24 protein-coding genes are annotated in these 25,624 nt (G+C 53.7%); 5 read left to right on the top strand and 19 right to left on the bottom strand.

What is annotated here, in order from left to right; translation table 11 throughout:
* Positions 1-37: 37 nt before the first annotated feature.
* Entirely contained in the window at positions 38-469 is a 432-nt protein-coding gene (gene ndk / locus EHN07_RS09525; protein ID WP_124023931.1) for a nucleoside-diphosphate kinase, read from the bottom strand.
* A 318-nt stretch (positions 470-787) separates the two neighbouring features.
* On the opposite strand from ndk, the gene sseA reads away from it, so the two are divergent.
* The gene (sseA, locus tag EHN07_RS09520) at positions 788-1,639 is read left to right on the top strand and encodes a 3-mercaptopyruvate sulfurtransferase (protein WP_124023930.1); all 852 of its coding nucleotides are present in this window, start codon (positions 788-790) and stop codon (positions 1,637-1,639) included.
* A 126-nt stretch (positions 1,640-1,765) separates the two neighbouring features.
* On the opposite strand, the gene sseB is transcribed toward sseA, so the two are convergent.
* The 11 genes from sseB to trmJ all read right to left on the bottom strand — a co-directional run bounded on the left by sseB (position 1,766) and on the right by trmJ (position 10,439).
* Entirely contained in the window at positions 1,766-2,542 is a 777-nt protein-coding gene (gene sseB / locus EHN07_RS09515) for an enhanced serine sensitivity protein SseB (RefSeq protein ID WP_124023929.1), read from the bottom strand.
* Between the two features lie 53 nt (positions 2,543-2,595).
* Positions 2,596-3,882 (bottom strand): aminopeptidase PepB, encoded by a 1,287-nt coding sequence (gene pepB, locus EHN07_RS09510; protein WP_124023928.1) that lies wholly within the window; start codon positions 3,880-3,882, stop codon positions 2,596-2,598.
* Positions 3,883-3,952: 70 nt separating this feature from the next.
* Positions 3,953-4,153 (bottom strand): Fe-S cluster assembly protein IscX, encoded by a 201-nt coding sequence (gene iscX / locus EHN07_RS09505; RefSeq protein ID WP_124023927.1) that lies wholly within the window; start codon positions 4,151-4,153, stop codon positions 3,953-3,955.
* A gap of 11 nt (positions 4,154-4,164) precedes the next feature.
* Positions 4,165-4,500, bottom strand: a complete 336-nt coding sequence (fdx, locus tag EHN07_RS09500) for an ISC system 2Fe-2S type ferredoxin (RefSeq protein ID WP_120065264.1) — start codon at positions 4,498-4,500, stop codon at positions 4,165-4,167.
* A gap of 1 nt (position 4,501) precedes the next feature.
* The gene (hscA, locus tag EHN07_RS09495; RefSeq protein WP_124023926.1) at positions 4,502-6,352 is read right to left on the bottom strand and encodes a Fe-S protein assembly chaperone HscA; all 1,851 of its coding nucleotides are present in this window, start codon (positions 6,350-6,352) and stop codon (positions 4,502-4,504) included.
* A gap of 13 nt (positions 6,353-6,365) precedes the next feature.
* Positions 6,366-6,881, bottom strand: a complete 516-nt coding sequence (gene hscB / locus EHN07_RS09490; protein ID WP_124023925.1) for a co-chaperone HscB — start codon at positions 6,879-6,881, stop codon at positions 6,366-6,368.
* A 62-nt stretch (positions 6,882-6,943) separates the two neighbouring features.
* Positions 6,944-7,267, bottom strand: coding sequence for an iron-sulfur cluster assembly protein IscA (gene iscA / locus EHN07_RS09485; protein ID WP_124023924.1), 324 nt, complete (start codon positions 7,265-7,267; stop codon positions 6,944-6,946).
* 77 nt (positions 7,268-7,344) lie between these two features.
* The gene (gene iscU / locus EHN07_RS09480) at positions 7,345-7,731 is read right to left on the bottom strand and encodes a Fe-S cluster assembly scaffold IscU (RefSeq protein ID WP_015703172.1); all 387 of its coding nucleotides are present in this window, start codon (positions 7,729-7,731) and stop codon (positions 7,345-7,347) included.
* A 27-nt stretch (positions 7,732-7,758) separates the two neighbouring features.
* Positions 7,759-8,973, bottom strand: a complete 1,215-nt coding sequence (locus EHN07_RS09475) for an IscS subfamily cysteine desulfurase (RefSeq protein WP_124023923.1) — start codon at positions 8,971-8,973, stop codon at positions 7,759-7,761.
* Between the two features lie 106 nt (positions 8,974-9,079).
* The gene (gene iscR / locus EHN07_RS09470) at positions 9,080-9,568 is read right to left on the bottom strand and encodes a Fe-S cluster assembly transcriptional regulator IscR (protein ID WP_124023922.1); all 489 of its coding nucleotides are present in this window, start codon (positions 9,566-9,568) and stop codon (positions 9,080-9,082) included.
* Positions 9,569-9,698: 130 nt separating this feature from the next.
* Positions 9,699-10,439: a tRNA (cytosine(32)/uridine(32)-2'-O)-methyltransferase TrmJ gene (trmJ, locus tag EHN07_RS09465; RefSeq protein ID WP_124023921.1), complete on the bottom strand. Its 741-nt coding sequence runs from the start codon at positions 10,437-10,439 to the stop codon at positions 9,699-9,701.
* Positions 10,440-10,558: 119 nt separating this feature from the next.
* Between trmJ and suhB the strand changes: the two genes are divergently transcribed.
* Positions 10,559-11,362 (top strand): inositol-1-monophosphatase, encoded by an 804-nt coding sequence (gene suhB, locus EHN07_RS09460; protein WP_124023920.1) that lies wholly within the window; start codon positions 10,559-10,561, stop codon positions 11,360-11,362.
* A gap of 82 nt (positions 11,363-11,444) precedes the next feature.
* On the opposite strand, the gene EHN07_RS09455 is transcribed toward suhB, so the two are convergent.
* A complete protein-coding gene (locus EHN07_RS09455) occupies positions 11,445-12,428 on the bottom strand; it encodes a nickel/cobalt transporter (RefSeq protein WP_124023919.1) in 984 nt (327 codons plus the stop codon).
* On the bottom strand, positions 12,419-13,066 hold the full coding sequence (locus EHN07_RS09450) for a DUF1007 family protein (protein ID WP_124023918.1): 648 nt from the start codon (positions 13,064-13,066) through the stop codon (positions 12,419-12,421). The genes EHN07_RS09455 and EHN07_RS09450 overlap by 10 nt, the downstream gene beginning before the upstream one ends.
* A 125-nt stretch (positions 13,067-13,191) precedes the next feature.
* Between EHN07_RS09450 and csiE the strand changes: the two genes are divergently transcribed.
* Positions 13,192-14,472: a stationary phase inducible protein CsiE gene (csiE, locus tag EHN07_RS09445; RefSeq protein WP_124023917.1), complete on the top strand. Its 1,281-nt coding sequence runs from the start codon at positions 13,192-13,194 to the stop codon at positions 14,470-14,472.
* Here the strand turns inward: csiE and EHN07_RS09440 are convergent.
* The 4 genes from EHN07_RS09440 to EHN07_RS09425 form a co-directional block, all read right to left on the bottom strand.
* A complete protein-coding gene (locus EHN07_RS09440) occupies positions 14,459-15,610 on the bottom strand; it encodes a 3-phenylpropionate MFS transporter (protein WP_124023916.1) in 1,152 nt (383 codons plus the stop codon). The two genes, csiE and EHN07_RS09440, sit on opposite strands and share 14 nt — an antisense overlap.
* A gap of 85 nt (positions 15,611-15,695) precedes the next feature.
* Complete coding sequence (locus tag EHN07_RS09435; RefSeq protein ID WP_124023915.1) at positions 15,696-16,538, bottom strand: aldose 1-epimerase; 843 nt, start codon at positions 16,536-16,538, stop codon at positions 15,696-15,698.
* 3 nt (positions 16,539-16,541) lie between these two features.
* Positions 16,542-17,981: a sugar porter family MFS transporter gene (locus tag EHN07_RS09430; protein ID WP_124023951.1), complete on the bottom strand. Its 1,440-nt coding sequence runs from the start codon at positions 17,979-17,981 to the stop codon at positions 16,542-16,544.
* 77 nt (positions 17,982-18,058) lie between these two features.
* Positions 18,059-21,334: a DUF5107 domain-containing protein gene (locus EHN07_RS09425; protein WP_124023914.1), complete on the bottom strand. Its 3,276-nt coding sequence runs from the start codon at positions 21,332-21,334 to the stop codon at positions 18,059-18,061.
* Between the two features lie 115 nt (positions 21,335-21,449).
* Here EHN07_RS09425 and EHN07_RS09420 point away from each other — a divergent pair, with 115 nt between their 5' ends.
* Positions 21,450-22,646 (top strand): ROK family protein, encoded by a 1,197-nt coding sequence (locus tag EHN07_RS09420; protein ID WP_124023913.1) that lies wholly within the window; start codon positions 21,450-21,452, stop codon positions 22,644-22,646.
* A 137-nt stretch (positions 22,647-22,783) separates the two neighbouring features.
* Here EHN07_RS09420 and glyA read toward each other — a convergent pair whose 3' ends face one another.
* Positions 22,784-24,037, bottom strand: coding sequence for a serine hydroxymethyltransferase (gene glyA, locus EHN07_RS09415; RefSeq protein ID WP_124023912.1), 1,254 nt, complete (start codon positions 24,035-24,037; stop codon positions 22,784-22,786).
* Between the two features lie 346 nt (positions 24,038-24,383).
* Between glyA and hmpA the strand changes: the two genes are divergently transcribed.
* Positions 24,384-25,574 carry an NO-inducible flavohemoprotein gene (gene hmpA / locus EHN07_RS09410; protein ID WP_124023911.1) on the top strand — a complete coding sequence of 397 codons (1,191 nt, stop codon included), beginning with the start codon at positions 24,384-24,386 and terminating at the stop codon, positions 25,572-25,574.
* Positions 25,575-25,624: the final 50 nt, after the last annotated feature.

Genomic DNA, 25,624 nt, shown 5'->3' with positions numbered 1-25,624 from the left:
TAAATAAATGTAACGACCGCTTAACAGTCAGCGCGAATTAACGCGTGCGCGGGCAAATTTCACCTTCGGCGAAGAAGTAGGCGATTTCACGGGCAGCAGATTCTACAGAATCAGAACCGTGGGTGCCGTTTTCAGTGAAGCTGTCGGCATAATCTGCGCGCAGCGTACCCGCCAGAGCGTTAGCCGGGTTGGTCGCCCCCAGAATATCACGGTGGCGCTGAACGGCATTTTCACCTTCCAGAACGCTAACCATGATGGGGCCGGAAGTCATAAACGCTACCAGACCATCAAAGAAAGGTTTGCCTTCGTGTTCAGCATAGAAGCCCTGAGCCTGCTCGGAGGTCAGGTGCAGCATTTTCGCGCCAACAATCTTAAACCCTGCGGATTCAAAACGAGCATAAATATTACCAATAACGTTTTTTGCCACCGCGTTTGGTTTGATGATGGAAAAAGTACGTTCAATAGCCATGATTACCTCTGTGTCTGTTCTGTTTGCCCGGCCCCCTGTCATTGTGCAAGCTGCAGGGAGATCCGGTTATGATTTGGCGCTGATTATAATGAGCCAGGCGCGCGTTGCCTATGGATGCAGATAACATTTTCTTAAAATAAGATGAATATCAGCAACACTTTAGCTCGGGCGCTTAAAAATCAGACTATCGCTCTACTGCACAATCCGTGTAAACAGCGCAATTCATCCGGTCACACCTCTCGCGCCTGAGCAGGGTCGCTTGTCGGTTTGGGAAAAAACGCCGACAATCGGTTAATCAATGATGAACCGGAGGCAACCATGTCCACCACTTTCTTCGTTGCGGGCGACTGGCTCGCAGAACATATTCATGATGCGGACATCCAGATAATTGATGCCCGCATGGCCCCTCCCGGCCAGGAACACCGTGACGTGCCTGGCGAATACCGTGCGGGACATCTGCCTGGCGCGGTATTTTTCGATATCGAAGCTCTGTCCGATCGCACCAGCCCTTTGCCGCATATGATGCCGCGCGCGGAAGCCTTTGCCGTCGCCATGCGCGAATCAGGGATCTGTAGCGATAAACATCTGATTGTTTACGATGAGGGGAATCTGTTCTCTGCCCCGCGTGCCTGGTGGATGCTGCGGACTTTTGGCGTGGAAAAGGTATCGATTCTTGCCGGTGGCCTGGCCGACTGGCAGCGCGAAGGGCTGCCGCTTGAGCAAGGTGATGTGGCTCTGCCTGAAGGTGAATTCGGGATCAATTTTGACCCACTGGTCATTAAGCGCCTGACCGACGTTTTGCTGGTGAGCCACGAAGGTACCGCGCAAATTGTCGATGCCCGCCCTGCTCCACGTTTTAACGCGCAAGTTGATGAACCGCGCCCGGGTTTACGGCGTGGGCATATTCCCGGCGCGCTGAACGTTCCCTGGGGCGATCTGGTGGAGAATGGTCAGTTAAAAACCACCGACGAACTGAGTGAAATTTTCGCCCGCCAGGGCGTGAGCTTTGAGCAGCCGATTATCGCAAGCTGCGGTTCAGGCGTCACCGCTGCGGTAGTGGTGCTGGCGTTAACTACGCTGGGCGTGAATGGCGTTTCATTGTACGACGGCTCGTGGAGTGAGTGGGGCGCACGCGCTGATTTGCCTGTCGAACCCGCACCGTCTCTGTAATGGAAAGCCGCGCTCGATAAGAACGAGGTAATCCACGCTGCCGCAAAGCGGCGGGGATTGCCTCGTTGGGCCAGGCTCTGGTTATACCAATCGGTTTATTGCTGCTGCGGGCCACAGCCTAGATCGTTAAATAATGCGGTTGGTTTTAAAATCGCGCAGGAAGCTTCCCCAGCGGCGCTCGTAGAATGGCGTAATGTGCGCCATCATAAAGTGGCTAATGCCCTTCTCGCCTTCAACAACCTGGCAAATATCAACGGGTTCATCGCCCGGTAAAGTATCGGTCGCAACGCTGCCCGCCTGGCGAATAATCGCTTCAACATCCCCTTCGGCTTCAATACCAATCAATAAGTTAGGCTGCTCGTCTGCCCGCTCTTTGATGGAACAAATAAACGCGCGCTTCACGGTTTTCAGGTTTTTAAACAGCGTGGTGAGTGAATCGACCATTTGCGCCGGGGGTTGTGCCACCTCGGAAAGCAGCAAAGAGGTGCCGCCGTCCAGCACTTCCTGCTGGGTTAAAGGGTCGCTTTCTTCGCTGATCAAATGGGTGATTTCACGCGGGGTAAATTCTTTGCCAGTCGGCAATTTCGCGTTCAGGAACAGCGTCGCGCCCTGCGTCATTTCAAATAGCGTGCGCACTGGCATCACGACAAATGCCTGCTCGTGGCTGATAGCTTGTTGCAGCGCTTCAACTGAGGTGAAAAATGGAATGACTGAGGTGCCATCGTCTTTTTCCCAGTGCTGCAATTCGACTGAACTGTCTGGATCAAGCGCTTCATCTTGTGGTGCTTCGCCTGGTACCCAAACGGTGGATTCCAGCAACACGCGGAAAAAGGCCGGGCGGTGAGCCGGTTCAGTAGCAGCCTGCTCAAGTAGGGTTTCGAGTTCGTTTTTGGGTTCTGACATGTTAGTTCCAGGGAAAGGATTTTGTCCCTCTGGTAAAAGAGGGACAAAATAAATTACTTACCAGTCAACAGATTAGCAATTGCACGCACGCCAATGCCCGTTGCGCCCGCAGACCACTGCTCAACCGCGCTTTTGCGGTAGGTTGCCGAACAGTCAATGTGCAGCCAGCCTTCGCGATAATTCTCCACGAAGTGAGAGAGGAAACCTGCCGCCGTGCTGGCCCCCGCCGGGAAAGAGGCGTTAGAGGTGTTGTTGAGCTCCGCAAAGTTAGACGGCAGCTGGCTACGGTGGAACTCGGCCAGCGGCAGGCGCCAGAACGGCTCATTTTCCGCCGTAGCGCTTGCCATCAGGCGGTTTACCAGCCCATCGTCAAAGCTGAACAGGGCATGGTAATCGTTGCCCAATGCGGTTTTCGCCGCACCCGTTAGGGTTGCACAGTCGATGATAAGCTCAGGTTTTTGTGCGCAAGCGTCAATCAGGCCATCGGCCAGCACCAGGCGCCCTTCCGCATCGGTGTTCATCACCTCAACGGTTTTGCCGTTGCGATATTTAATGATGTCGCCCAGTTTGAACGCGTTGCCGCTCACCAGGTTATCCGCACAGCACAGGAACAGCTTCACGCGCTTATCCAGACCGCGAGTGATAGCAAACGCCAGCGCGCCGGTAATGGTGGCCGCACCGCCCATATCAGATTTCATGGAGTCCATGAACGCGCTTTGTTTCATGCTGTAGCCGCCGGAATCAAAGGTGATGCCTTTACCGACCAGACATGCGTAAACCGGGGCATCCGGGTTGCCCGTTGGGTTGTAATCCAGCGCCAGCAATACCGGTTGGCGCTCAGAACCACGGCCCACGGTGTGAATACCCATGTAATTCTGCTCGCGCAGATCTTCGCCTTTGGTAATGCGGTAAGAGACTTTGTCGCAGGCCACGTCACACAGCAGGTCAACAGCGCGGGAGGCCAGCTGTTCCGGGCCCAGCTCTTCGGCTGGGGTGTTGATGGTGTGGCGAACCCAGTCGATGATTTTCAGGCGGTTATCCAGCTCTTTTTGCTGCGCATCGCCAAGCTGCGCCCATTCAACTTTGCGCTCGCCTTTTGGTGCGCGATAGCCCTGCCAGAAGGCCCAGCTTTTTTCGACATCCCAGCCTTCGCCCGCAAGCTGTACGTGCTTTAAGCCCTGCCCGTCGATTTTACGCGCCGCGCGCTGGATTAACCCGAGGTCATCTTTGCCTGTCAGGTGCAGGGTAATCCCTTCATCGTTAATACTGTAAGCGGCTTTTTCGCCCCAGCGCGCATCGGCAGGCAACGTGGATAGCGTGATTTTCATGGCTTCTGACATTTTCTTTTCCTTATACTTTTCAGCTCATGCTTCATAGAAAAACGGGCCGCCAGAGGCAGCCCGTTTATTTTTATTCTGCTTCATCTAACCAGACTAACAGAATCGCTTCCAGAATTTTTTCACTGGATGCGCTCGGGTCATCGTCAAACGCTTCCAGATCGCAGATCCACTGATGCAGATCGGTAAAACGCACCGTTTTCGGATCGAGTTCCGGGCGGCTGTCATACAGCGCTTCACCGATTTCGCGGCTGTCGGTCCATTTCAGTCCCATTAAGCCTCCTGTTAGTGCTCACGCGCGTGGTTGATGGTGTAACGCGGCATTTCAACCACCAGGTCTTCATCCGTTACGCGAGCCTGGCAGCTTAAACGGCTTTCCGGCTCCAGCCCCCAGGCTTTGTCCAGCATGTCGTCTTCGTCTTCCGTGCTTTCAGCAAGAGAGTCGAAACCTTCACGCACCACGCAGTGGCAGGTGGTGCAGGCACAGGACTTTTCGCAGGCGTGCTCAATCTCGATACCGTTGCGCAGGGCAACGTCAAGAATGGTTTCACCGACATTCGCTTCCAAAACTGCACCCTCTGGACACAGGTCCTGATGAGGCAGAAAAACAATCTTTGGCATGTTAAACCTCGTCCACGGAGTGGCCTTTGAGCGCCTTACGGATTGATTCATCCATACGACGAGCGGCGAAATCCTGGGTTTGTTTGTCTACGTTTTTAATGGCTTGTTCAATCGCATCGATATCGTCACCGGCAGCGGCGGCATCAAGCGCCACCATTGCCGCATCGATAGCGGCGCGTTCCGCCGCGCTTAACAGCGCGGCATCGGCAGCTAATGCACCCTGCAGGCTTTCCAGCACCCGGGCGGCATCAACTTTTTGCTCAGCCAGCATGCGCGCTTTCACATCATGCTCGGCAAAACTCATGGAATCCTGAATCATGGTGGCGATTTCGCCATCGCTCAGGCCATAAGAGGGTTTCACCTGAATCGAGGCTTCAACACCGGTAGATTTTTCCATGGCGGTGACACTTAACAGGCCGTCGGCATCAACCTGGAAGGTGACACGAATATGCGCCCCGCCCGCAGGCATCGCCGGAATGCCACGCAGTGCAAAGCGGGCCAGAGAACGGCAGTCCTGCACCAGTTCGCGCTCGCCCTGCATCACGTGAATCGACATCGCGGTCTGGCCGTCTTTAAAGGTAGTGAAGTCCTGCGCGCGCGCCACCGGAATGGTGGTATTGCGCGGAATGACTTTCTCCACCAGGCCGCCCATGGTTTCAAGACCAAGCGATAGCGGGATCACATCCAGCAGCAGCATTTCGCTGTCCGGCTTGTTGCCCACCAGAATATCCGCCTGAATCGCCGCGCCAATGGCGACCACTTTGTCCGGGTCGATGGAGGTCAGCGGCGTGCGGCCAAAGAATGCGCCGACGCGTTCACGCACCAATGGCACGCGAGTAGAACCGCCCACCATCACCACTTCCAGCACTTCATCGGCTTCTACGCCTGCGTCTTTCAGCGCACGGCGACAAGCCAGCAATGTCCGTTTCACCAGCGCGGCAATCAGCTCGTTGAACTGCTCGCGCGTTACCGTACCTTTCCAGCCAGCCACTTCTACGGTTGCCGTTTCGGCATCGCTCAGGGCGATTTTTGCCACAATCGCCGCATCCAGTAACTGACGCTGCACGCGGTCGTCGCTGCGGTCTGCCACACCGGCTTGCTCACGCAGCCAGTCGGCCAGCAGATGGTCGAAGTCATCGCCGCCCAGCGCGGAATCGCCGCCGGTCGCCAGCACTTCAAACACGCCGCGGCTTAACCGCAGAATGGAAATATCGAAGGTGCCGCCGCCTAAATCGTAAACGGCGATAACGCCTTCTTTGCCAGAGTCCAGGCCGTAAGCGATAGCCGCTGCGGTCGGTTCATTGAGCAGGCGCAGCACATGCAGGCCGGCCAGACGCGCGGCGTCTTTGGTGCCCTGACGCTGTGCGTCGTCGAAATAGGCAGGAACGGTAATCACCACGCCGTCAAGCTCACCTTCCAACGCTTCGGTTGCACGCGCGCAAAGGGCTTTGAGGATATCGGATGAGATACGAATGGGGTTTAACAGCCCGGCCGGAGTGTCGATCATCGGCAGGCCGTTTTCACTCGCCTTGAGCGAGTATGGCAAATGCGGGTAACGCGTCTGGATATCGGCAAGCGAACGGCCCATCAGGCGTTTTACCGAGCTAATCGTGTTCGCAGGATCGCTTGCTGCTTGCGCACGCGCATCCCAGCCCACATTCAGGCCCTGTTGCTGGTAGTGCACCACTGAAGGTAACAGGTGACGCCCTTCATGGTCCGGCAGCGTTTCAGCCTGCCCGCTACGCACGGTGGCCACCAGCGAATTGGTGGTGCCTAAATCGATACCCGCCGCCAGCTTGCGCTGATGCGGTGCCGCACTCAGGCCCGGCTCACTAATTTGTAATAACGCCATTTTGAGCTTCCAGTTAAAAATCGAGCAGCTTTTCTTCGAGTTGTTCTATTTGGCTGCGCAGTTTATCGAGAAAACGCAGTTTACGTACGGTATCTGCCGCCTGCGTCCAGTCCTGGTTATCCAGTTGCTGCACCATTTGCGCGATGCGGGTTTTCACCATCGCATTGACGTTGGCGCTGAAGGATGCCAAGCGGTCGCTATCTTTAGCCTGCTCGATAGTATCAAGCTCTTCGCGCAGTTCGAGTTGCTCCATCAAAAACGCGGTGTCGCGCACGGTATGCTGCTCGTTAGCCAGATCAAAACCGTTGAGGGAGAGAATGTACTCGGCGCGCGGCAGCGGATAACGCAGCGTTTGCCAGGCCTGGTTGATGGTCGCAGATTGTTGGACCGCCAACAGCTGTTCCGCCTGTGGGCGGCTGGCGTATTTATCAGGGTGGAACTGGCGCTGCAGCTCCTGGTAACGGGTAGCCAGCCGCTCAGTGTTAAGGGCAAATTCTGGCGGTAACCCAAAGAGGGTGAAGTAATCCATAACAGACTCGGGGTTAACGTGGTAAAGCGTGATACCCCACGGCTGTGGGGTATCAGCTGAAATCAGACGTGGAAGCTTTCGCCGCAGCCGCACTCATCTTTAACGTTCGGGTTAGTAAACTTAAACCCTTCGTTGAGACCTTCTTTCACGAAGTCGAGTTCGGTGCCGTCCAAAAATTGCAGGCTTTTACCATCGATGACCACTTTCACGCCTTTGTCTTCAAACACCGTGTCTTCTGCCTGCGGCTCGTCAACAAATTCAAGAACATAAGCCATACCAGAACAGCCAGAGGTGCGAACGCCCAAACGTAAACCAAAACCTTTACCCCGGTTGGCTAAAAAGGCATTCACACGAGCGGCAGCACTGTCGCTAAGGGTAATCGACATACAACAACCTCAATTGATTTTTCTTCATTCTTCGAGCTGCAGGGGCATTGGCTGCAACTCAAATTATTTTGAAAAGACTATTTAGCTTCACGTTTGCTTTTGTAATCCGCAATGGCCGCTTTAATCGCGTCTTCTGCAAGGATTGAGCAGTGAATCTTCACCGGCGGCAGTTCAAGCTCTTCTGCAATGTCGGTGTTTTTGATGGCCTGCGCTTCATCCAGAGATTTACCTTTAACCCATTCGGTCACCAGCGAGCTGGAAGCAATGGCAGAGCCACAGCCGTAGGTTTTGAAGCGAGCGTCTTCAATAATACCTTCATTGTTGACTTTAATCTGCAACTTCATCACGTCGCCACAGGCCGGTGCACCCACCATGCCGGAGCCAACGCTGTCATCGCTGTTATCAAAAGAGCCCACGTTGCGTGGATTTTCGTAGTGATCGATTACTTTTTCGCTGTAAGCCATTTTTAATTCTCCTGAATCCGATACCGATTAATGATGAGCCCATTCGATGGCGTTAATATCCACGCCCTGCTTAAACATTTCCCACAGCGGAGAAAGGTCGCGCAGACGGCCAATGGACTTACGTACCAGTTCGATGGTGTAGTCGATCTCTTCTTCAGTAGTAAAACGACCTAAAGAGAAACGGATAGAGCTGTGAGCCAGTTCATCGGTCATCCCCAGCGCGCGCAGCACGTAGGATGGCTCGAGGCTTGCTGAGGTACAAGCAGAACCGGAAGAAACCGCGAGATCTTTCAGTGCCATAATCAGCGACTCACCTTCAACGTAGTTAAAGCTGACGTTGAGAATCGTTGGCACGCCATTTTCCAGATCGCCGTTCAGATACACTTCCTCCATATCTTTCACGCCGTTCCACAGACGGTTACGCAGCTGGCGCAGACGGGACATTTCTGTCTCCATCTCTTCTTTTGCGATACGGTAAGCTTCGCCCATGCCGACAATCTGGTGAACCGGCAGCGTACCGGAACGCATGCCGCGTTCGTGACCGCCGCCGTGGATCTGAGCTTCGATACGAATACGTGGTTTACGACGCACGTACAGCGCGCCGATCCCTTTCGGGCCATAGATTTTGTGGCCGGAGAAAGACATCAGGTCCACTTTCAGCGCGCTCAGATCGATAGGCAGCTTGCCCACGCTCTGGGTCGCATCAACGTGGTAGATAATGCCACGCGCACGGCACATTTCGCCGATTGCCGCAATATCCTGCACCACGCCGATTTCGTTGTTCACGTGCATGATGGAAACCAGAATGGTGTCGTCACGCATCGCCGCTTCCAGCACGTTCAGGTCAACGATACCGTTGCTCTGCGGCGCCAGATAAGTCACTTCAAAACCTTCACGCTCGAGCTGACGACAGGTGTCCAGCACCGCTTTGTGTTCGGTTTTCACGGTGATGATGTGCTTGCCTTTCTTCTGATAGAAGTTAGCCGCACCTTTAATAGCGAGGTTGTCTGATTCAGTTGCGCCGGAGGTAAAGACGATTTCACGCGGGTCTGCACCAACCAGTTCAGCGATTTGGTTACGGGCGATATCAACAGCCTCTTCCGCCTGCCAGCCGAAACGGTGGGAACGAGAAGCCGGGTTACCGAAGGTTCCGTCCATAGTCAAGCACTGCATCATTTTCTGCGCAACGCGCGGGTCAACCGGCGTAGTCGCAGAGTAGTCGAGATAAATCGGTAATTTCATTGCTCTTTAAGCTCCGTACATCACTTCAATACCAAGAACCAGGCCGTAAGCTGTCGCCGGGTTCGGGTGCCTCGCACCCGAGCCTGATTCTAAAAATTCGTTTTATTTATGCGCGCAGTTTGACGTCGATCGCGTCCTGGGTGCGCGTACTGCGATGGTTTTCGCTGTGCTGACGGCCGGAGACATCCAGCACTTCCTGGTTGTTCACCAGCTCACCCAGGGTAATGTTATTTAAAAAACCGGTCAGGCGGTCACTCAGATCGCGCCACAGTGCGTGAGTCAGGCACTTATCGCCGCCCTGACATCCCCCTTTACCGGCGCAACGCGTCGCATCAACAGACTCATCCACGGCGCTGATGACTTCACCCACCGCGATGCTATTGGCTTCTTTACCCAGCAGATAACCACCGCCAGGACCGCGTACGCTGGCAACCAGCCCATTTTTACGCAGGCGGGAGAATAACTGCTCCAGGTAGGAGAGAGAGATTCCCTGACGTTCAGAAATATCCGCCAGCGGTACCGGGCCTGATGCGGAGTTCAACGCAACGTCAAGCATTGCGGTCACGGCATAACGTCCTTTCGATGTCAGTCTCATGTCTTACTTAACCTCAAATAGCCCCTCGAAGCGGGGGTTTTTTATAAATGTGATTGTCACATAGCAGGTCGCAAGTCTGACATTCCTGAGTAAATTGGTCAACTATTTAACCCACCAATTTACTCAAGTATTATTTGCCGGATTTTTTCTCGTTATCCATCGAAGAAAGCATCCCGCGCAGGATGTTAAGTTCCTGAGTTTCCGGGCGTGCGCGGTTATATAAGCGACGCAGCTTGCTCATAATCTGGCCCGGATGGCTGGCCCGAATAAAGCCGGTTTTCAGCAAGACCTGCTCCAGGTGAACGTAGAAACGCTCGAGATCGTCAGCCGACGGATAGTGAGTCAGGTCTTCAACCACTGCCGCTTCTTTACTCTCTTCCTGGGTCGCAAGCCAGGCGATTCTTACTTCATAAGCGAGGATTTGCACCGCCATCGCCAGGTTCAGCGAGCTGTATTCCGGATTCGCCTGAATCGCAACGTGGTAATGGCATTTCTGCAATTCGTCATTGGTCAAACCAACACGTTCACGGCCAAACACAATAGCGACAGGCGCATGTTGCGCTTCAGAAATACTCTTTAGACCACATTCGCGCGGATCGAGCATCGGCCAGGGCAGCGTACGGGAACGGGCGCTGGTGCCAACCACCAGGCTGCAACCTGCCAGCGCTTCATCCAGCGTATCGACAATTTTGGCCTCACCGATAACATCACTGGCACCTGCGGCGAGCGCAATAGCCTGAGAATCAGGTTTAACCAACGGATTAACCAACCAAAGATTGGTCAGCCCCATGGTTTTCATGGCTCGAGCGACAGAGCCCATGTTGCCGGTGTGGGAGGTTTCAACCAGCACTATACGTACGTTTTGCAGCATTATTGACTCATTGCCTGAAAAGATTATCGCGATATCCTATCATAACCCTGGGACATATTCCGAACGCTCTGCTATACTCCGCCGCGTTTTCCCGTTCTTTAACATCCAGAGAGAGACCGATGCATCCGATGCTCACCATCGCCGTGCGCGCTGCGCGCAAGGCGGGCAATTTAATTGCCAAGAACTACGAAACCCCTGACGCTGTTGAAGCGAGCCAGAAAGGCAGCAACGATTTTGTGACTAACGTAGATAAAGACGCCGAGCGTCTGATTATCGAAATTATCCGCAAATCCTACCCGCAACACACCATTATCGCTGAAGAATCAGGCGAACTGGCGGGTACCGAGCAGGATGTGCAATGGGTTATCGATCCTCTGGATGGCACTTCAAACTTTATCAAACGCTTGCCGCACTTCGCGGTATCTATCGCCGTTCGTGTTAAAGGCCGCACCGAAGTTGCTGTGGTTTATGACCCAATGCGTAATGAGCTGTTCACAGCCGTTCGTGGTCAAGGCGCACAGCTGAACGGTTACCGTCTGCGCGGCAGCAATGCACGCGACCTCGACGGTACTATTCTGGCAACCGGCTTCCCGTTCAAGCACAAGCAACACGCGACTCCTTATATGAACATCGTGACCAAACTGTTCACGCAGTGTGCTGACTTCCGTCGCACCGGTTCAGCCGCGCTGGATCTGGCCTACGTTGCGGCTGGCCGCGTTGACGGTTTCTTTGAGATTGGCTTAAAGCCATGGGATTTCGCAGCAGGTGAACTGATTGCTCGTGAATCCGGTAGCCTGGTGTGTGATTTCACCGGCGGCCACAACTACCTGACCAGCGGCAATATCGTTGCAGGTAATGCGCGTGTTGTTAAAGCGATGCTGGCAGCCATGCGTGATGAATTGAGCGAAGCGCTGAAGCGTTAATCTCAAATGGCGGGTGACGCTGCGCTTAACCGCCCTACGCTTTTGTAGGGTGGAGAAACAAAGTGTCATCCACCAAAAATGTTTAAAACGGTCTAATCCCACGCATGACTGGTTGAGCACTCAGCCACATCACCCCCGCTGCTAATACCAAAATTCCCCCACCTGCAAACGCCAGTGTTGCCCAGGCCACTTGTCGCCATAAAACCGGGGCTTTATTCCCGCTTAAACGCACCGCCAGCCTGCGGAAGCTGTGAACCAATAATGCCAGGCCAGAAATAGTGACCGATGTGCCCACCGCCATCGTCAACGCAGACAAAATACCCCACGTATAGACGCCAATCACCTTGCTGAACAGCAGTACCATAATGGCCCCGGAACACGGGCGCATTCCCATCGACAATACAATCATCGCCCGCGCTCGCCAGTCCTCGCCCGCTTCAAGTTGCTGTTCAGTCGGCAAATGCTGATGGCCGCAGCCACATTTTTCATCATGAACATGATGCGGTGTAAAAGAGATAAAGCGCACCGGCTTACGCAGCACGCGTCGCAAATTGCGTAATGCGCGCACGCACAGCATCACACCTAAAATGCCCACCAGCAGATAGCTGCCCTTCTCCAGCCAGAAGCTGCTCATATGCAGCTGGCGCGCAGGGAGCGCAAGAATGCCCAGCACCACCGTTACCAGAACAATCGCCACTCCCCCCTGTAGTAGCGATGCGGCAAACGTCAGCCTGAGGCTGCTTTTCAGGCGCGATGGGTGAGTGGCAAGCCAGGTGGTGATAACCACTTTGCCATGCCCTGGCCCTAACGCATGAAGCACGCCGTAGATAAAGCTAAATAACAGCAGCGACCAGCCGGCACGCGCAGGGTTTTCGGCAACCGCGCGCAGCAGCGCGCTCATTTGTTGGTTGATGGATTTCTGCCACATTGCGCTGTTGAGGATAATTTGCGGCCAGTAATACCAGAGGCTGTAGAATGCTGCGGCGCAAACCAGAAAAAAGAACGCCAGCGGCCACAGGTGAAGCCAGCGGCGGGAATGGGGTTTGGCTGAAGGAATTACTGACATTGCACCGTCACCTGTTGAGCAAATTGTTTACCCAGCTCCATGTCTTCCGGCGGCGCGTCAGCTTTATCTAAAGAGAGCGCGAACGCCTGCATGGCTTCCGTAGGCCTGGGCGTTTTCACCGCGATGTTGCACCATGCGGCTAATGTTTCCGGCAATTTGGCATCGCTATTATGGTCGTAACTCATATCGACAAAATAGCTCGGATCGAAGGTGGCGAACCGATAGCTTTGACCCTTTAACGGCTGGGGATGCGCCAGGGGTAAAATAAAAGTCAGCACCGCCTGGTGCCCAACGCGGGCGAGTCCATACTCTGGCGGCAAGTTGTTAAACATTACTTTTTTGCCGTTATGCCAGAATTCAGTGAAGTAGTGCTGCCCCAACACGTTAGCCATCACTTCCGCCGCCAGCTTCTTCCAGACCGGTGAATCGGGTTTGGCATTACCTGCGTCATACAGTAGATCTGCTGAAGTAATTTCATCCATCGTCCACTGCATTTTCAGGCCGTTGAGCTGGCCGTTGTCGGCCATTACCGTGGTCGCAAGGGTAATAAAACTGTGCGGATGAGCCAGGGCCTGCGGGCTAAACAGCGCGCTACTCAAGGCGAAAAACGCAATTATGTTACATATTTTGCTGCTCATTATTCTCTCAGGATTAAAATTCTGTGAGCCAGTCAGAATTCCGTAATTAAAAAGCTCAAATCTGCCGATCCGCGGCAAAAGCTTTAGCTACTCTTAGCATTAATTACTTTGACTCGGTTATGCGGATGATGACACTGCTCTCCTCACCACCATCTGTACTCTCTAGTCCGCAGCGCCGCTGCCACCTGCTGCTGCTGCTTTATTTACCGGACCAAACCGTCACGCCAGAGATCTTAGCCCGGCTCAACGGGGTCGATGACACCAAAGCCCTGCAAGATATAGCCGACACCGCCGATGAAATCCAGCGCTATCACCGGCTGAGGCTTATCACGCAACAGGACGGCAGCTACCGGATTGAAGGCGCGCCTCTGGATAAACGCTTGTGCTTATTGCACTGGTTGCGCCGTGCGCTGCGTCTGTGCCCGCACTTTGTGCAGCAGCATTTTACCCCAGCGCTTAAAACCCGGCTTAAACAGCAAGGCATTCTGACGGCTTTATATGACGAGAAGAATCTGCAAGCGTTGATTAGCCTGTGTGCACGCCGTTTACAGCGCCAGTTTGATGCCCGTGACGTGCAGTTTTTGACGCTATTTTTGCAGTATTGTTTGCATCAGCACCATGCGGGGATCACACCAGAATTCAGCGAGCAGCAACGTGCGTGGACGCAAATCCGCCCGGAGTTTATGGCCGCGCTCGAGATTGCCCGCCACTGGAAACGCCGGGTGCGGCAATCTGCCAATGAAAACGAACAGCTATTCCTGGCGCTATTATTTCAGTTGCTGCGCATGCCCGATCCGCTTCGCGATAACCACCAGCAAGACCTGCGCCTGCGTTCAGCCATTGCCGAAATGATTGCGCGTTTTCGCGACCAGGCGGGAATGTCATTCAGCGATGAACAAGGACTGAGCGACCAGCTCTACATCCATCTCGCCCAGGCCCTCGATCGCTGCCAGTTTGGGATTGGCATTGATAACAGCCTGCCGGAAGAAATCACACGTTTATACCCGCGCCTGATGCGCGCCACCCGTGCGGCACTCACCGGCTTTGAGTCGCACTTTGCCATGCGTTTTTCAGATGAAGAAGTGGGCCTGGTGGCGGTGATTTTCGGGGCGTGGCTGATGCAGGAAAACGATCTGCATGAGAAACAGGTTTTGCTGCTCACCGGTAACAATACCGAACTCGAACAAAAAATTGAACGGCAGCTACGCGAGCTCACGCTGCTGCCGCTGAATATTAAACATTTGACGCTGCACAGTTATCAGCAGGAAGGCGCGCCAAAAGAGGTGGTGTTGGTGATCACCCCCTACTCCACCACTTTGCCGCTTTACTCTCCGCCGCTTATTCACGTTGAGCTGCCGCTGGGTGAGCACCAGCAGCAGCAAATTCGTCAGATTATTGAGCGTTAACGCAATACGAAACCGGGCGTGGGCGAATCAATAATGCGGGAACCGCCACCAAAGCCATAATCCAGAATACCCCGCCCTGCATATGCTGATAAAGGTAGCCGGAGAACATGGTCATAATCGCAATCCCGCCGCCCATCGCCACCGCAGAATAGACGGACTGGAGACGTATGACCTCGCTTCCCTGTCTTGCGGAGATATAGCGCATCGCCGCCAGGTGGCAGAGGGTGAAGCTGCCGCAGTGCAGGATTTGCGCGGCAATCAGCCACGGCAAATCGGAGGTGTAGGCCATCAGGCTCCAGCGCAAAATGCCCGACACGCCGGAAAGCAGCAGCAAATCACGCGCGCTCCAGTTACGGAACAGCTTGTTGCTCAGCGCAAAAATCACGATTTCCGCCACCACGCCCAGCGACCATAAATACCCGACAACCGAGGCGGAATAGCCCGCACCTTGCCAGTAAATAGCGCTGAACCCGTAATACGCCGCATGTGCTCCCTGCAGCAACGTGACGCAGGCCAGGAAGCGCCAGGAGCCGAGCACCAGTTTCTTCCACGCCTGCCAGCCTGCGCCTTCGCTGTGCCTCGCTTCGCCTTGCGGCATCACCGATGGGCGCAGCATCATGCCGATGAGCATCGACGCGACGCCAATGCTCAGCAGCACCAGAATCGCCTGGTAGCTAAACAAGCTCACCAGTTTCCCCGTCATGGCAGAACCAATCACAAACGCCAGCGATCCCCACAGACGCACGCGCCCGTAATCCATGGTGATTTGCCGCTGCCAGGTTCCCGCCAGTGCATCAGTAAGCGGCACCAGAGGCGAGAAGAACAGGTTGAAGCCCACCATGACAATCAGCAGCCAGGCGGCGGTTTGCCCGAACCAGAAAGCGGCAGCGAAAAGTAAAGTGAGTAAGGCAAGGAGGCGTAAAGCAAAAACCAGGCGAGAAGGGTCGGTCACACGAGGTGCCAGAAGCAAGCTGCCGAGGAAACGGGCGATTAATCCAGCCCCTAACAACAATCCTATCGTTTCAGGTGGCAGGCCCACTCCGGCAAGCCAGACGCTCCAGAATGGCAGAAAAATCCCGTAGCTAAAGAAATAGGTAAAATAACTGAGCGCCAGCCAGCGCGTTGAATGCAAAACCATGATCCCTCCCGTTCTGGAGGCGTTAGTGTGTCCGAGCGCAGGCTGGCTTGCAAGCAATCATTAACAGTTTAATAACATGCAATAATTACGTGGTTTTATCATCACGCGACAAAACCACAATCTCCATTTTCAGGCTCGTTAACTCCTCACGCCGCAATAGAACCAGCCCGGGCTGCCCGGCAATATTATGAGCGTTCACCGGGTGAGTTTGTGGCTCAAGACAGATAAAGGACCCATCTTGCGGGCGAAAGACCATTAAGTATGGCGTGGGGCAAATAAGCTGTATGCACATATCGTCGCTCTCAACTCGCGCCGTTCCACTCCAGCCGGAATACCCAACGTTCAGCCACTGGTTGTCCGGTTTTTTTGCATTGATGAAATTGGCTTGCGGCGTTAGCTCTCCACGCCACGGGGTCGGTAAATGGTTTTCCCCCTCCGGCCAGAAACCGGTTGCGCCAAACTGTACGCGCGTGGAAGGCGTGAGAGGGAAAAAAGGATGAAAACCCAGACCATAGACCATTGGCTGACTTCCCCGGTGGGTCAAAACCAGTTCGGCAATCAAGCGCGGCCCTTGCAGGCGATAAGTCAGCTTTGCATGATAATCAAACCCGCAATCATGCTGGCTGTTTAGCGTCAGCACGGTTTTGTGAAGATCATAACTTTCAACCAGCCAGGTTTTCAGCCAGCCGTCGCCATGCAGGAAAAACTGCGAATCCGCCGGACTTTTTGGTAATTCGACGGTTTCACCCTGTAGCTGAAAAGCATTTCCCGCCACGCGATTAGCCAGCGGTAACATGGGAAACAGCGCCTTCTCGCCAGCATACAGAACGGGTTGTTGATGGGTAAGCGAATCCAGATGAAGAATTGCCGCCCCTTGCGGGGCGACGATTAAGCGTAAATATTCGTTTTCAAGCGTCAGCTCTTCCATCGCTTAATGCACCACTCTTTCAGCACGCGCTTTTGCCGCAGCACCATGTTGCTCCGCCATACGTTTTTCCAGCGCTTCCAGGCTCACGCCTTTGGTTTCCGGCACATAATGGCGTATGTAGACAAAACCGGCCGCACAAATCACACCATACAGCAGGAAGCTCCCCGCCGCGCCCAGTCCTGCATTCAATAACGGGAAAGTGTAGGTCAACAAGAAACAAGCCACCCAGAGTGCCAGAGTGCCCAAAGACATCGCAAGTCCACGCACGCGGTTCGGGAAAATTTCAGACAGCAGAACCCAGGTAACCGGTGCCAGCGTCAGGGCGTAAATCGCAATCGCCGCCAGAACCAGAATCAACACCGGCAGCCCCATAATACCAAGCCCGTAAGCCGCGCCAATTAATGCATAGATGATCGTCAGGCCTGCGGCACCAAACAGCATCAGTTTACGGCGACCAATTTTGTCCACCAGCGGCAGCGCTGCGAGGGTAAAGATAAGGTTGACCAAACCGGTTGCGACAATTGATTTCAGCGTGCTGTTGATATCAAACCCGGCGGAGGCGAAGATCTCCTGCGCATAGTTAAAGATCACATTAATCCCGCACCACTGCTGGAACACGGCCAGCACCATCCCAATAATAACGATTGGCTTGACCTGCGGCTGCCACAGCGCGCCCCAGGAGACTTTTTGTGCGTCTTTACTCAGCGTTTGCAGAATGTCATTCAGCGTATCGTCTGCATATTTCTGGTTACCAATACGTTTCAGCATCTGGTGAGCGCGTTCATTTTTACCGGCACGCGCCAGCCAGCGCGGTGATTCCGGCACAAAAAACATCAACACTAAAAACGCCAGCGCCGGAACCAGCTCCGCGCCAAACATCCAGCGCCAGCCAACCTGCCCGTTCCAGGTTTGAGTGATCTCCTGCATTGTCGCTGTACTGGTTACAGGTTCGGCAATCAGCAGGTTGATAAGCTGTGCCGCCAGGACCCCAATCACAATAGTGAGCTGGTTGATAGCAACAAACTTACCGCGCTTTTCCGCGGGGCTGACTTCCGCGATATACATTGGGCTGAGCGCTGATGCGAGGCCAATCCCTACCCCGCCGACGATGCGAAACACCACAAACATGTCGAAGTTGCTGGCCATGGCTGTGCCCCAGGCCGATGCGGTAAACAAAATCGCCGACAGAATCAGCGGCGTTTTACGCCCAAATTTATCGGCACACCAGCCAGAAATTAACGCGCCGAAAATACAACCAACCAGCGCAGAGCTCATCGCCCAACCAGATTGGGCGGGATCGGTAATCGAGAAGTAAGCTTCGTAGAACGGTTTCGCCCCCCCAATAACCACCCAGTCATAACCAAACAGCAAACCTCCGCAGGCTGCGACCAGACAGATTGTCCAGACATACCCCATACGTAATTGTGTCTGTGCAGTGTTCATCATGTTTCCTCGTTAAAATCCTGTAGAGATGCAGAGGAGCGGGATTTATCTCCCGCCGTTTATTGTTATTTCAACGCTCAGGCAAACACGCCGCGCTGCATTGCCAGCTGCAGCAGGTGCGCTTTGTCATGAGCCGGGTTTTGTGACAACAGGGTTTTCAGTGCTGCTTCAAATTCGCTGATTTCCCCAAGCCCCAGATGCCCAAGCGCTGCGACAAACAGACAGTGCTGCCGATGTACTGATTGACGATCGGCATCAAGCGCGACCAAATCGGGCAGGGAGACGGCAAAGAAATCGGGTTCAGAGAGGTCATTCAAGTGCGTATCAGCCCAGGCGATAAAGCTGCGGAATTGCTGCTGTGCCTGCGTGTTGTCACCCAGACGTGCCTGCGCCATCGCTTGATAGAACAGGTAATCGACAGGCTGATCGTTGTAGTAACGCCCGGCCTCCAGAGTGGAGCCACCTGCAAGAGCGCGTTCGAAATACTGCTGCGCACGTTCCGGCTGTTGCAGCTGTTGCGCACACCAGCCAAGCAGATACCAGATATCGTTATCGCTCTGGCCGACTAAGCGCCCTTCACCGAGGTTTTCCGGGTAGCTGAGCGCTTGCTGAAGTAACGCCTCCGCTTTGCCAAAGTGTTTATCGGCAATACACGCCAGCGCCCGGCGCTGCAGGTTAATCAGATACTGCCCGGTGACTTTCCCTTCTCCACCTTCCCACGGGTGAAACTTTCGTTGTGCCAGAACCTGCGCGGCGGCATCAGTTTCACCGTGAATATTCCACAGGCTGAGCAATTCAGCGGTCAGGTCATCACGTTTCAGCACCACCTCGCGGCGAGCGGTAAGGTAAGCCAATCGCTGTTCGGTAGAACGGCCATTGAGTTTTTGTAGATAATCGAGTTCGAACAGGAAACGTGCATTGTCCGGCTCCAGATCCACGGCTCGTTGCAGATACTGCTCCGCCAGTTGGGCATCGTGTTTTTTATTCCAGGCATGGATCCCCATCACGCGCTGAACAGCAGCGAATTCAGGAAGCTGCTGTGCGGTAAACTGCCAGCAGACGACCGCTTCCTGATAACGGCGTTTGCTGTACCAGAAACAGCCCAGCAGATATCGCGCAAAACCAGCGTGCGGCAAACGCTGTAGCATTTGCACTTCGTCCAGCGTGTTCGGGAAGAGAACTTTGCGGGCAAAATTATTCTGCGCCTGCTGCACAAAAGCATGTTGCTGTGCGTGGTCGGTTTCCAGTGCCGCGCGCCACAGAAGCGGCATTGCCTCTTGTGAGTCCAGAACGCGCAGCAGCTCTTTTGCCGCCGACTCCCGGCCTAAACTCACTAACCATCCAGCCAGCACGCTGGCATTCACACCACGTTGCCCGGTGATACGCACCAGTTCAGCCCGGTCAGTTTCGCTTTGCGTGATCGCCCAGCGGGCATAGTGCAGAACATAACTTAGCGGGTATTCCTTGAGCTGCTGCGCAACCCAATCCAATGCCTGTTGTGATGCGCCAGTTTGCTGCAGCACCAGTGCTTTTAGCCCCATTGCCAGATTATTGCTGGCATTGAATTTCAGGCTTTGATTCACAAATGCCAGCGCCTGCACGGCTTCATCTTTGCGCAGCGCCAGGCGAGCAAGCGCGTAAAATGCGGCATCACGGCAATTGCCACTCCAGCTCGCTTTAAAGTAATCGTCAAAAGCCCCGGCGCAGTCGTCCTGCCTCTCTTTTGCCGCCCCACGCAACATGCTGGCATCACCGTTTTGCGGATTTTTGTTCAGACGGTGCGCACGTTTCAGCGCGGCGTCGGCGTACTGTTCGGCAAGCGCCCAGTTTCCCCGGTTCAGCTCGAGCTGACCTAATGCCACGTTACAACGGTAATCCTCCGGGTCCAGCGCCAGCGCTCGTTGGTAATAATCAAACGCTGAACGGCTGGCGTGCAGATACTGCTCGAGATGCTGGCCGATAAAATACAACTCGTCACAATTGCTGATGTCCTGCGGTTTAGCCGGAGCACTTGCAGGCTGCGGCAGAGGTAAATCTTCCGGAACATGCTCGCAGTAGCTGAGAATGAGTTTGCCCTGCGCATCACGCAGATTCAGCGTCAGGCGCTGCGGCCAGCGGTCGCTGATAGCTTCCTGCCACGCCTGCGCGGGTTGCAGGGAAAGCCCAGTTTTCCACAATGTTTTACCCGCTGATTCAATTTCTAACGTAGCGTCTGGCAACGGCGCGATGGCATAGAGTCCGAGGTGTAGTTCACCGTTATGGCGCTCAAGTTTCACCACCGCCTGAGTGTTGGCATTTTGCAAAGTGCCCAACTGGCTGTATGGCAGGAAATTCTGCACAAAGACTTTTTCTTCGTAAGGGGCAAGCCAGGTGAAATCCGGCTGGTTATCGGTAAATACGCCGGTCATAAGTTCGATGTACGGGCCATTTTCGTCGGTCAGATTGCGGTCCCATGCCTGGCCGAAATCACAATTTCCCCACGTCCATTGTTTCTTGCCCGGTGAGACATGGTGATCGGCAATATGCAGCAAACCGCCCTGCTCGCCGTGATGGTAAGCGCCGACAAAATCATATTCTGATTTATCCGCCATATATGACGTTGGCACCGGGATGTTTTTGTAGCGAGAGATATCGACGCCTGCGGAATAGTCGACTTTGTAGTAAGTGCCGTGGGCAATCGGGAAGGCGGAAACATCACGTTTGCCGTGATCGAATACTGCGGTAACATCAGGGGGGAATACGCTTTGGTGATCGTCGCCGCCTTTGACTGCCGGATTCGCCCACCACAGAAAATGGCGCGGCGTGGCGTTGCCGTTGAACACTTTGCCGGTGATTTCAATCAGCGCTTTTTCCGGGTAGAGCGTAAATCCGGTCATGACCTGCAAGCCGCGCATCGGTTCCACTTCGCCAAGCCAGACGGTTTGCGCACCGCTGTCATGCTTCTGGAAAGTGACATCCACTGGCATAAAGGTGGTTGGGCGATGGTGCTGCGGCCAGTTAAATTCGATACCGCCGGAAATCCACGGCCCGACCAATCCCACCAGCGCCGGTTTCACCACTTCGTTGTAGTAAACAAAATCGCGCTCCATCACTTTGTCATAGGCGCGGTGAATACGCCCGCCCAATTCCGGCAGCAGCATCACGCGAATAAAGTCGTTTTCAATCCACACGGCGTGGTAGTCGCGCATCTCCTGCTTGCCGGTGAGCGTGTCGATGACGCCGTAGGGATAAACCGCACCGGAAGACCCCTGGTAGACACGGTTTTCCAGAAACATGGGATTCGGGTCCTCCGCACCGGTCGTCCAGGTGGGTAACGCAATCGTCTCTTGCCAGACGTTAACGGCTCCGTACATTTCGTTTCTCCAGTAAACAAACAACAGTGAAATACGTTATGTTTGCAGTGTAGAGAACTCATTCCACCTCAGAACGCTTAATGCTCACACAATAAAGTTAACGGAGTTTAGTGAAATGTATGATTCAGGGCTGAACAACCAACGCGTGCGGCAGCTCAATCGTCAGACTTTTATCAGGCTGGTGTGGCAGCATAAACGGCTCAGTAAATCACAATTTTCTCAGCACACCGGGCTGTCGATTCCGGCGGTGAGCAAGATCCTTGAAGAGCTGGTGCATGATGGAAAACTAAGCCATTCCAGCGAAAACCTGAGTCAACGTGGGATTAATAGCGGCAGTTACCACATTCCGCCGGATGGTGACTTTATTCTTTGCATGAATGTAACGCCCACCAGTATTGAGAGCCAGCTGTGCGACGCGCAGCTGTCACCACAGGGGGAATTTGAACGTCTTCATGTGAACGCTTCCACACCACAGGCTTTACTTGCTGCAATTGAAAGTATCTGGCGAAACCAGAGCAAAATCAGGCCGAAAAAAACAATCAACCTGGCACTGGGCATTCATGGGCAGGTCGATCCGGTAACGGGCGTGTCACAAACTATGCCGCAAGCGCCGTGGCGTGAACCGGTAGAAATTAAATATCTGCTGGAAGAAAAGCTCGGCGTAACCGTCAGGGTGGATAACGACTGCGTGATGTTGGCCCTGGCGGAGAAGTGGCAGAACCCAATGAATCGCCAGGATTTCTGCGTGATAAACGTCGATTACGGTATCGGCTCATCATTTGTGATTAACGGACAAATTTATCGCGGCAGCCTGTATGGCAGTGGACAAATTGGCCACACGATTGTCAATCCCGACGGTATGGCATGTGACTGCGGGCGTTATGGCTGCCTTGAAACAGTTGCCTCGTTAACTGCGTTAAAAAAGCAGGCCCGCATTTGGTTAAAATCGCAACCGAGTTCACCTAAATTCGACCCGGAATCTATCACATCAAAGCAGTTAATTGCCGCATGGCATGAAGGCGATGAACAGGTTCGCCGCTGGGTTGAAAATTCCGCTAATGCCATCGGACTAAGCCTGTATAATTTTCTCAATATCTTGAATATCAATCAGATTTTATTTTACGGCAGAAGCTGCGGATTTGGCGAAAGCTGGCTTGCGACCATCGACAAGCAAATTGGGTTTAACCCGTTTGATCACGGTGACTCACTCAAATCGAATGCAACACAAATCAGCTTCGGGCGGTTAAGCCGGCCGCAGCAGGTGATGGGAATTGGCTATTTGTACGCCGAAGAGTCGTTAAGCCTGGTGTGATTTGGCTATAAAAAAACAAGGGAAATCAATTTATTGATTTTCAGCTGATAACCACAAAGAAGCAAAAACTACGCTTTTTCCTTCTTTGTCAGCGATATCAAACCCCGGCGAGCCGGGGTTTTCACTATTAGGCGAGATTACGCGTAAACCGGAAGACGCGCGCAGATATCCAGAACCTTCTGCTTAGTACGTTCAATAACCGCTTCGTCGTTGATGCTATCCAACACATCGCACATCCAGCCGGCCAGTTCACGAACGTCCGCTTCTGTGAAGCCACGGCGAGTGACCGCTGGCGTACCGATACGGATACCGGAAGTCACAAACGGGCTCTTCGGATCGTTTGGCACGCTGTTTTTGTTCACGGTGATGTTGGCGCGACCCAGAGCAGCATCTGCTTCTTTACCGGTCAGGTTTTTATCCACCAGATCCAGCAGGAACAGGTGGTTATCAGTACCACCAGACACCACTTTGTAACCACGGTCCAGGAACACAGAAACCATCGCTTTTGCGTTTTTAGCCACTTGCTGCTGGTAAGTTCTGAACTCGGGTTCCATTGCTTCTTTCAGCGCAACAGCTTTACCCGCGATAACGTGCATCAGCGGCCCACCCTGCGCACCCGGGAAGACGGCGGAGTTCAGTTTCTTATACAGCTCTTCGCTGCCGCCTTTCGCAAGGATCAAACCACCGCGCGGGCCAGCCAGCGTTTTGTGCGTAGTGGTGGTGACAACGTGCGCATGTGGAACCGGGTTCGGGTAAACGCCTGCGGCGATAAGACCCGCAACGTGCGCCATATCCACGAACAGATAGGCGCCAACCATATCTGCGATTTCACGCATTTTTGCCCAGTCAACCACGCCGGAATAAGCAGAGAAGCCACCGATGATCATTTTCGGTTTGTGCTCTTTCGCCTGTTTTTCCAGATCTGCGTAGTCGATATGACCCGTTTCATCGATACCGTAAGGAACGATGTTGTACAGCTTACCGGAGAAGTTTACCGGGGAACCGTGAGTCAGGTGGCCGCCGTGTGCCAGGTTCATCCCCAGAACGGTGTCGCCAGGCTGCAGCAGCGTGGTGTATACCGCGAAGTTAGCCTGTGAACCAGAGTGCGGCTGCACGTTAGCGTAATCAGCGCCAAACAGCTCTTTTGCACGGTCAATAGCCAGTTGCTCAACCACGTCGACATATTCACAGCCGCCGTAGTAGCGTTTGCCCGGGTAGCCTTCCGCGTATTTATTGGTTAACTGAGAACCCTGAGCCTGCATCACGCGCGGGCTGGTGTAGTTTTCGGAGGCGATCAGTTCAATGTGCTCTTCCTGACGTACTTTTTCTTGCTCCATAGCCTGCCACAGTGGGGCATCATAATCGGCAATATTCATTTCACGCTTTAACATCCGCATCTCCTGACTCAGCTAACAGTAAAATTTTATCGCATAACCTATGGGGTTTTTAGCGACGGGCAACAGTGTAAACCGAAATAGTGCTGCGTGATAGGTCTTGACAGAGGTTTTTACGCAAACGATTGGCTGCGCGTCCTGCAAGGGTTTACAGGCAAAATTTTCCGAGCCTTTCAACGGATATAAATTCATCATCAACGTGCAGAAATTTCATGTTATGTGAATCTCATCATCACCATTCACTCTCCATTTACCATGAAGCGCTTTTTTTTCGGCAGCGCGTCTTATAAGATGCATACAAAATACAACATTTATTTTACCTGCTAATCATATGGAGCTAATCATGCTTGATGCGCAAACTATTGCTGTCGTGAAATCCACCATTCCCCTGCTTGCCGCCACCGGCCCCAAACTTACCGCTCATTTTTACGATCGTATGTTTAGCCATAACCCCGAGTTGAAAGAGATTTTTAATATGAGCAACCAGCGCAATGGCGATCAGCGTGAAGCGCTGTTCAACGCCATCTGTGCGTATGCCGCTAATATTGAAAATCTGGCGGTATTGTTGCCTGCGGTAGAAAAAATCGCCCAGAAGCACACCAGCTTCCAGATCAAACCTGAGCAGTACGACATTGTCGGCGGCCATTTATTAGCGACGCTGGACGAAATGTTCAGTCCGGGCCAGCAAGTGCTGGATGCGTGGGGCAAAGCCTACGGCGTGCTGGCAGGCGTGTTTATTCATCGCGAAGCGGAAATCTATCAGGACAATGCAGCGAAAAATGGCGGTTGGGAAGGCACTCGCGCATTCCGCATTGTGACAAAACAGCCGCAGAGTTCGCTTATCACCAGTTTTGAGTTTGAGCCTGTTGATGGCAAAGCGGTCGCCGATTATCAGCCTGGCCAATATCTTGGCGTGTGGCTCAAGCCTGAGGGTTTCCCGCACCAGGAAATTCGCCAGTACTCTCTGACACGTAAACCTGATGGTAAAACCTATCGCATTGCGGTTAAGCGGGAAGATTTGGGCCAGGTTTCAAGCTGGCTGCATAATCACGCGCAAGTGGGCGATGAAGTGCATCTGGCTGCACCGGCCGGTGATTTCTTTATGGATGTCAGCCCCCAGACTCCGGTAACGCTGATTTCAGCGGGCGTGGGTCAGACCCCGATGTTAGCGATGCTGGATACGCTGGCGAAAACCAAACATACAGCCCAGGTGAACTGGCTGCACGCAGCAGACCATAGCGAGGTGCATGCGTTTGCCGATGAAGTTAATCAGCTGGGCGCACAATTACCACGCTTTGAAAGCCACGTGTGGTATCGCATACCGGGTGAAAACTGCCGTGCGCAGGCAAAATTTGATCGCGAAGGTTTGATGGATTTGCTGGCATTAGAGAGCAAAATCAGCACGCCGGAGATGCAGTTTTACCTGTGTGGGCCGGTGAGTTTTATGCGTTTTGCGGCAGAGCAGTTAGTGAAGTTGGGCGTTGAGCAAGACCGAATCAACTATGAATGTTTTGGCCCGCATAAAGTGATGTGATTTTAAAACAACCTTCATCCCGCCCTTCTCCCTGAGGAAGAAGGGCGGGA

The organism is Buttiauxella warmboldiae, from assembly GCF_003818135.1.
Lineage (GTDB): Bacteria > Pseudomonadota > Gammaproteobacteria > Enterobacterales > Enterobacteriaceae > Buttiauxella > Buttiauxella warmboldiae.
Note: the sequence above shows the minus strand (reverse complement) of the source record. Positions and strands in the feature narration are given on the sequence as shown.

What these genes read in the sequence shown, in the direction of transcription:
- sseB (WP_124023929.1), bottom strand. Translation starts at nt 2,542, where the DNA reads ATGTCAGAACCCAAAAACGAACTCGAAACCCTACTTGAGCAGGCTGCT.
- hscA (WP_124023926.1), bottom strand. Translation starts at nt 6,352, where the DNA reads ATGGCGTTATTACAAATTAGTGAGCCGGGCCTGAGTGCGGCACCGCAT.
- hscB (WP_124023925.1), bottom strand. Translation starts at nt 6,881, where the DNA reads ATGGATTACTTCACCCTCTTTGGGTTACCGCCAGAATTTGCCCTTAAC.
- trmJ (WP_124023921.1), bottom strand. Translation starts at nt 10,439, where the DNA reads ATGCTGCAAAACGTACGTATAGTGCTGGTTGAAACCTCCCACACCGGC.
- EHN07_RS09475 (WP_124023923.1), bottom strand. Translation starts at nt 8,973, where the DNA reads ATGAAATTACCGATTTATCTCGACTACTCTGCGACTACGCCGGTTGAC.
- EHN07_RS09435 (WP_124023915.1), bottom strand. Translation starts at nt 16,538, where the DNA reads ATGGAAGAGCTGACGCTTGAAAACGAATATTTACGCTTAATCGTCGCC.
- EHN07_RS09440 (WP_124023916.1), bottom strand. Translation starts at nt 15,610, where the DNA reads ATGGTTTTGCATTCAACGCGCTGGCTGGCGCTCAGTTATTTTACCTAT.
- sseA (WP_124023930.1), top strand. Translation starts at nt 788, where the DNA reads ATGTCCACCACTTTCTTCGTTGCGGGCGACTGGCTCGCAGAACATATT.
- iscU (WP_015703172.1), bottom strand. Translation starts at nt 7,731, where the DNA reads ATGGCTTACAGCGAAAAAGTAATCGATCACTACGAAAATCCACGCAAC.
- ndk (WP_124023931.1), bottom strand. Translation starts at nt 469, where the DNA reads ATGGCTATTGAACGTACTTTTTCCATCATCAAACCAAACGCGGTGGCA.
- EHN07_RS09450 (WP_124023918.1), bottom strand. Translation starts at nt 13,066, where the DNA reads ATGAGCAGCAAAATATGTAACATAATTGCGTTTTTCGCCTTGAGTAGC.
- EHN07_RS09425 (WP_124023914.1), bottom strand. Translation starts at nt 21,334, where the DNA reads ATGTACGGAGCCGTTAACGTCTGGCAAGAGACGATTGCGTTACCCACC.
- iscA (WP_124023924.1), bottom strand. Translation starts at nt 7,267, where the DNA reads ATGTCGATTACCCTTAGCGACAGTGCTGCCGCTCGTGTGAATGCCTTT.
- EHN07_RS09430 (WP_124023951.1), bottom strand. Translation starts at nt 17,981, where the DNA reads ATGAACACTGCACAGACACAATTACGTATGGGGTATGTCTGGACAATC.
- suhB (WP_124023920.1), top strand. Translation starts at nt 10,559, where the DNA reads ATGCATCCGATGCTCACCATCGCCGTGCGCGCTGCGCGCAAGGCGGGC.
- EHN07_RS09455 (WP_124023919.1), bottom strand. Translation starts at nt 12,428, where the DNA reads ATGTCAGTAATTCCTTCAGCCAAACCCCATTCCCGCCGCTGGCTTCAC.
- glyA (WP_124023912.1), bottom strand. Translation starts at nt 24,037, where the DNA reads ATGTTAAAGCGTGAAATGAATATTGCCGATTATGATGCCCCACTGTGG.
- iscX (WP_124023927.1), bottom strand. Translation starts at nt 4,153, where the DNA reads ATGGGACTGAAATGGACCGACAGCCGCGAAATCGGTGAAGCGCTGTAT.
- fdx (WP_120065264.1), bottom strand. Translation starts at nt 4,500, where the DNA reads ATGCCAAAGATTGTTTTTCTGCCTCATCAGGACCTGTGTCCAGAGGGT.
- csiE (WP_124023917.1), top strand. Translation starts at nt 13,192, where the DNA reads ATGATGACACTGCTCTCCTCACCACCATCTGTACTCTCTAGTCCGCAG.
- pepB (WP_124023928.1), bottom strand. Translation starts at nt 3,882, where the DNA reads ATGTCAGAAGCCATGAAAATCACGCTATCCACGTTGCCTGCCGATGCG.
- EHN07_RS09420 (WP_124023913.1), top strand. Translation starts at nt 21,450, where the DNA reads ATGTATGATTCAGGGCTGAACAACCAACGCGTGCGGCAGCTCAATCGT.
- iscR (WP_124023922.1), bottom strand. Translation starts at nt 9,568, where the DNA reads ATGAGACTGACATCGAAAGGACGTTATGCCGTGACCGCAATGCTTGAC.
- hmpA (WP_124023911.1), top strand. Translation starts at nt 24,384, where the DNA reads ATGCTTGATGCGCAAACTATTGCTGTCGTGAAATCCACCATTCCCCTG.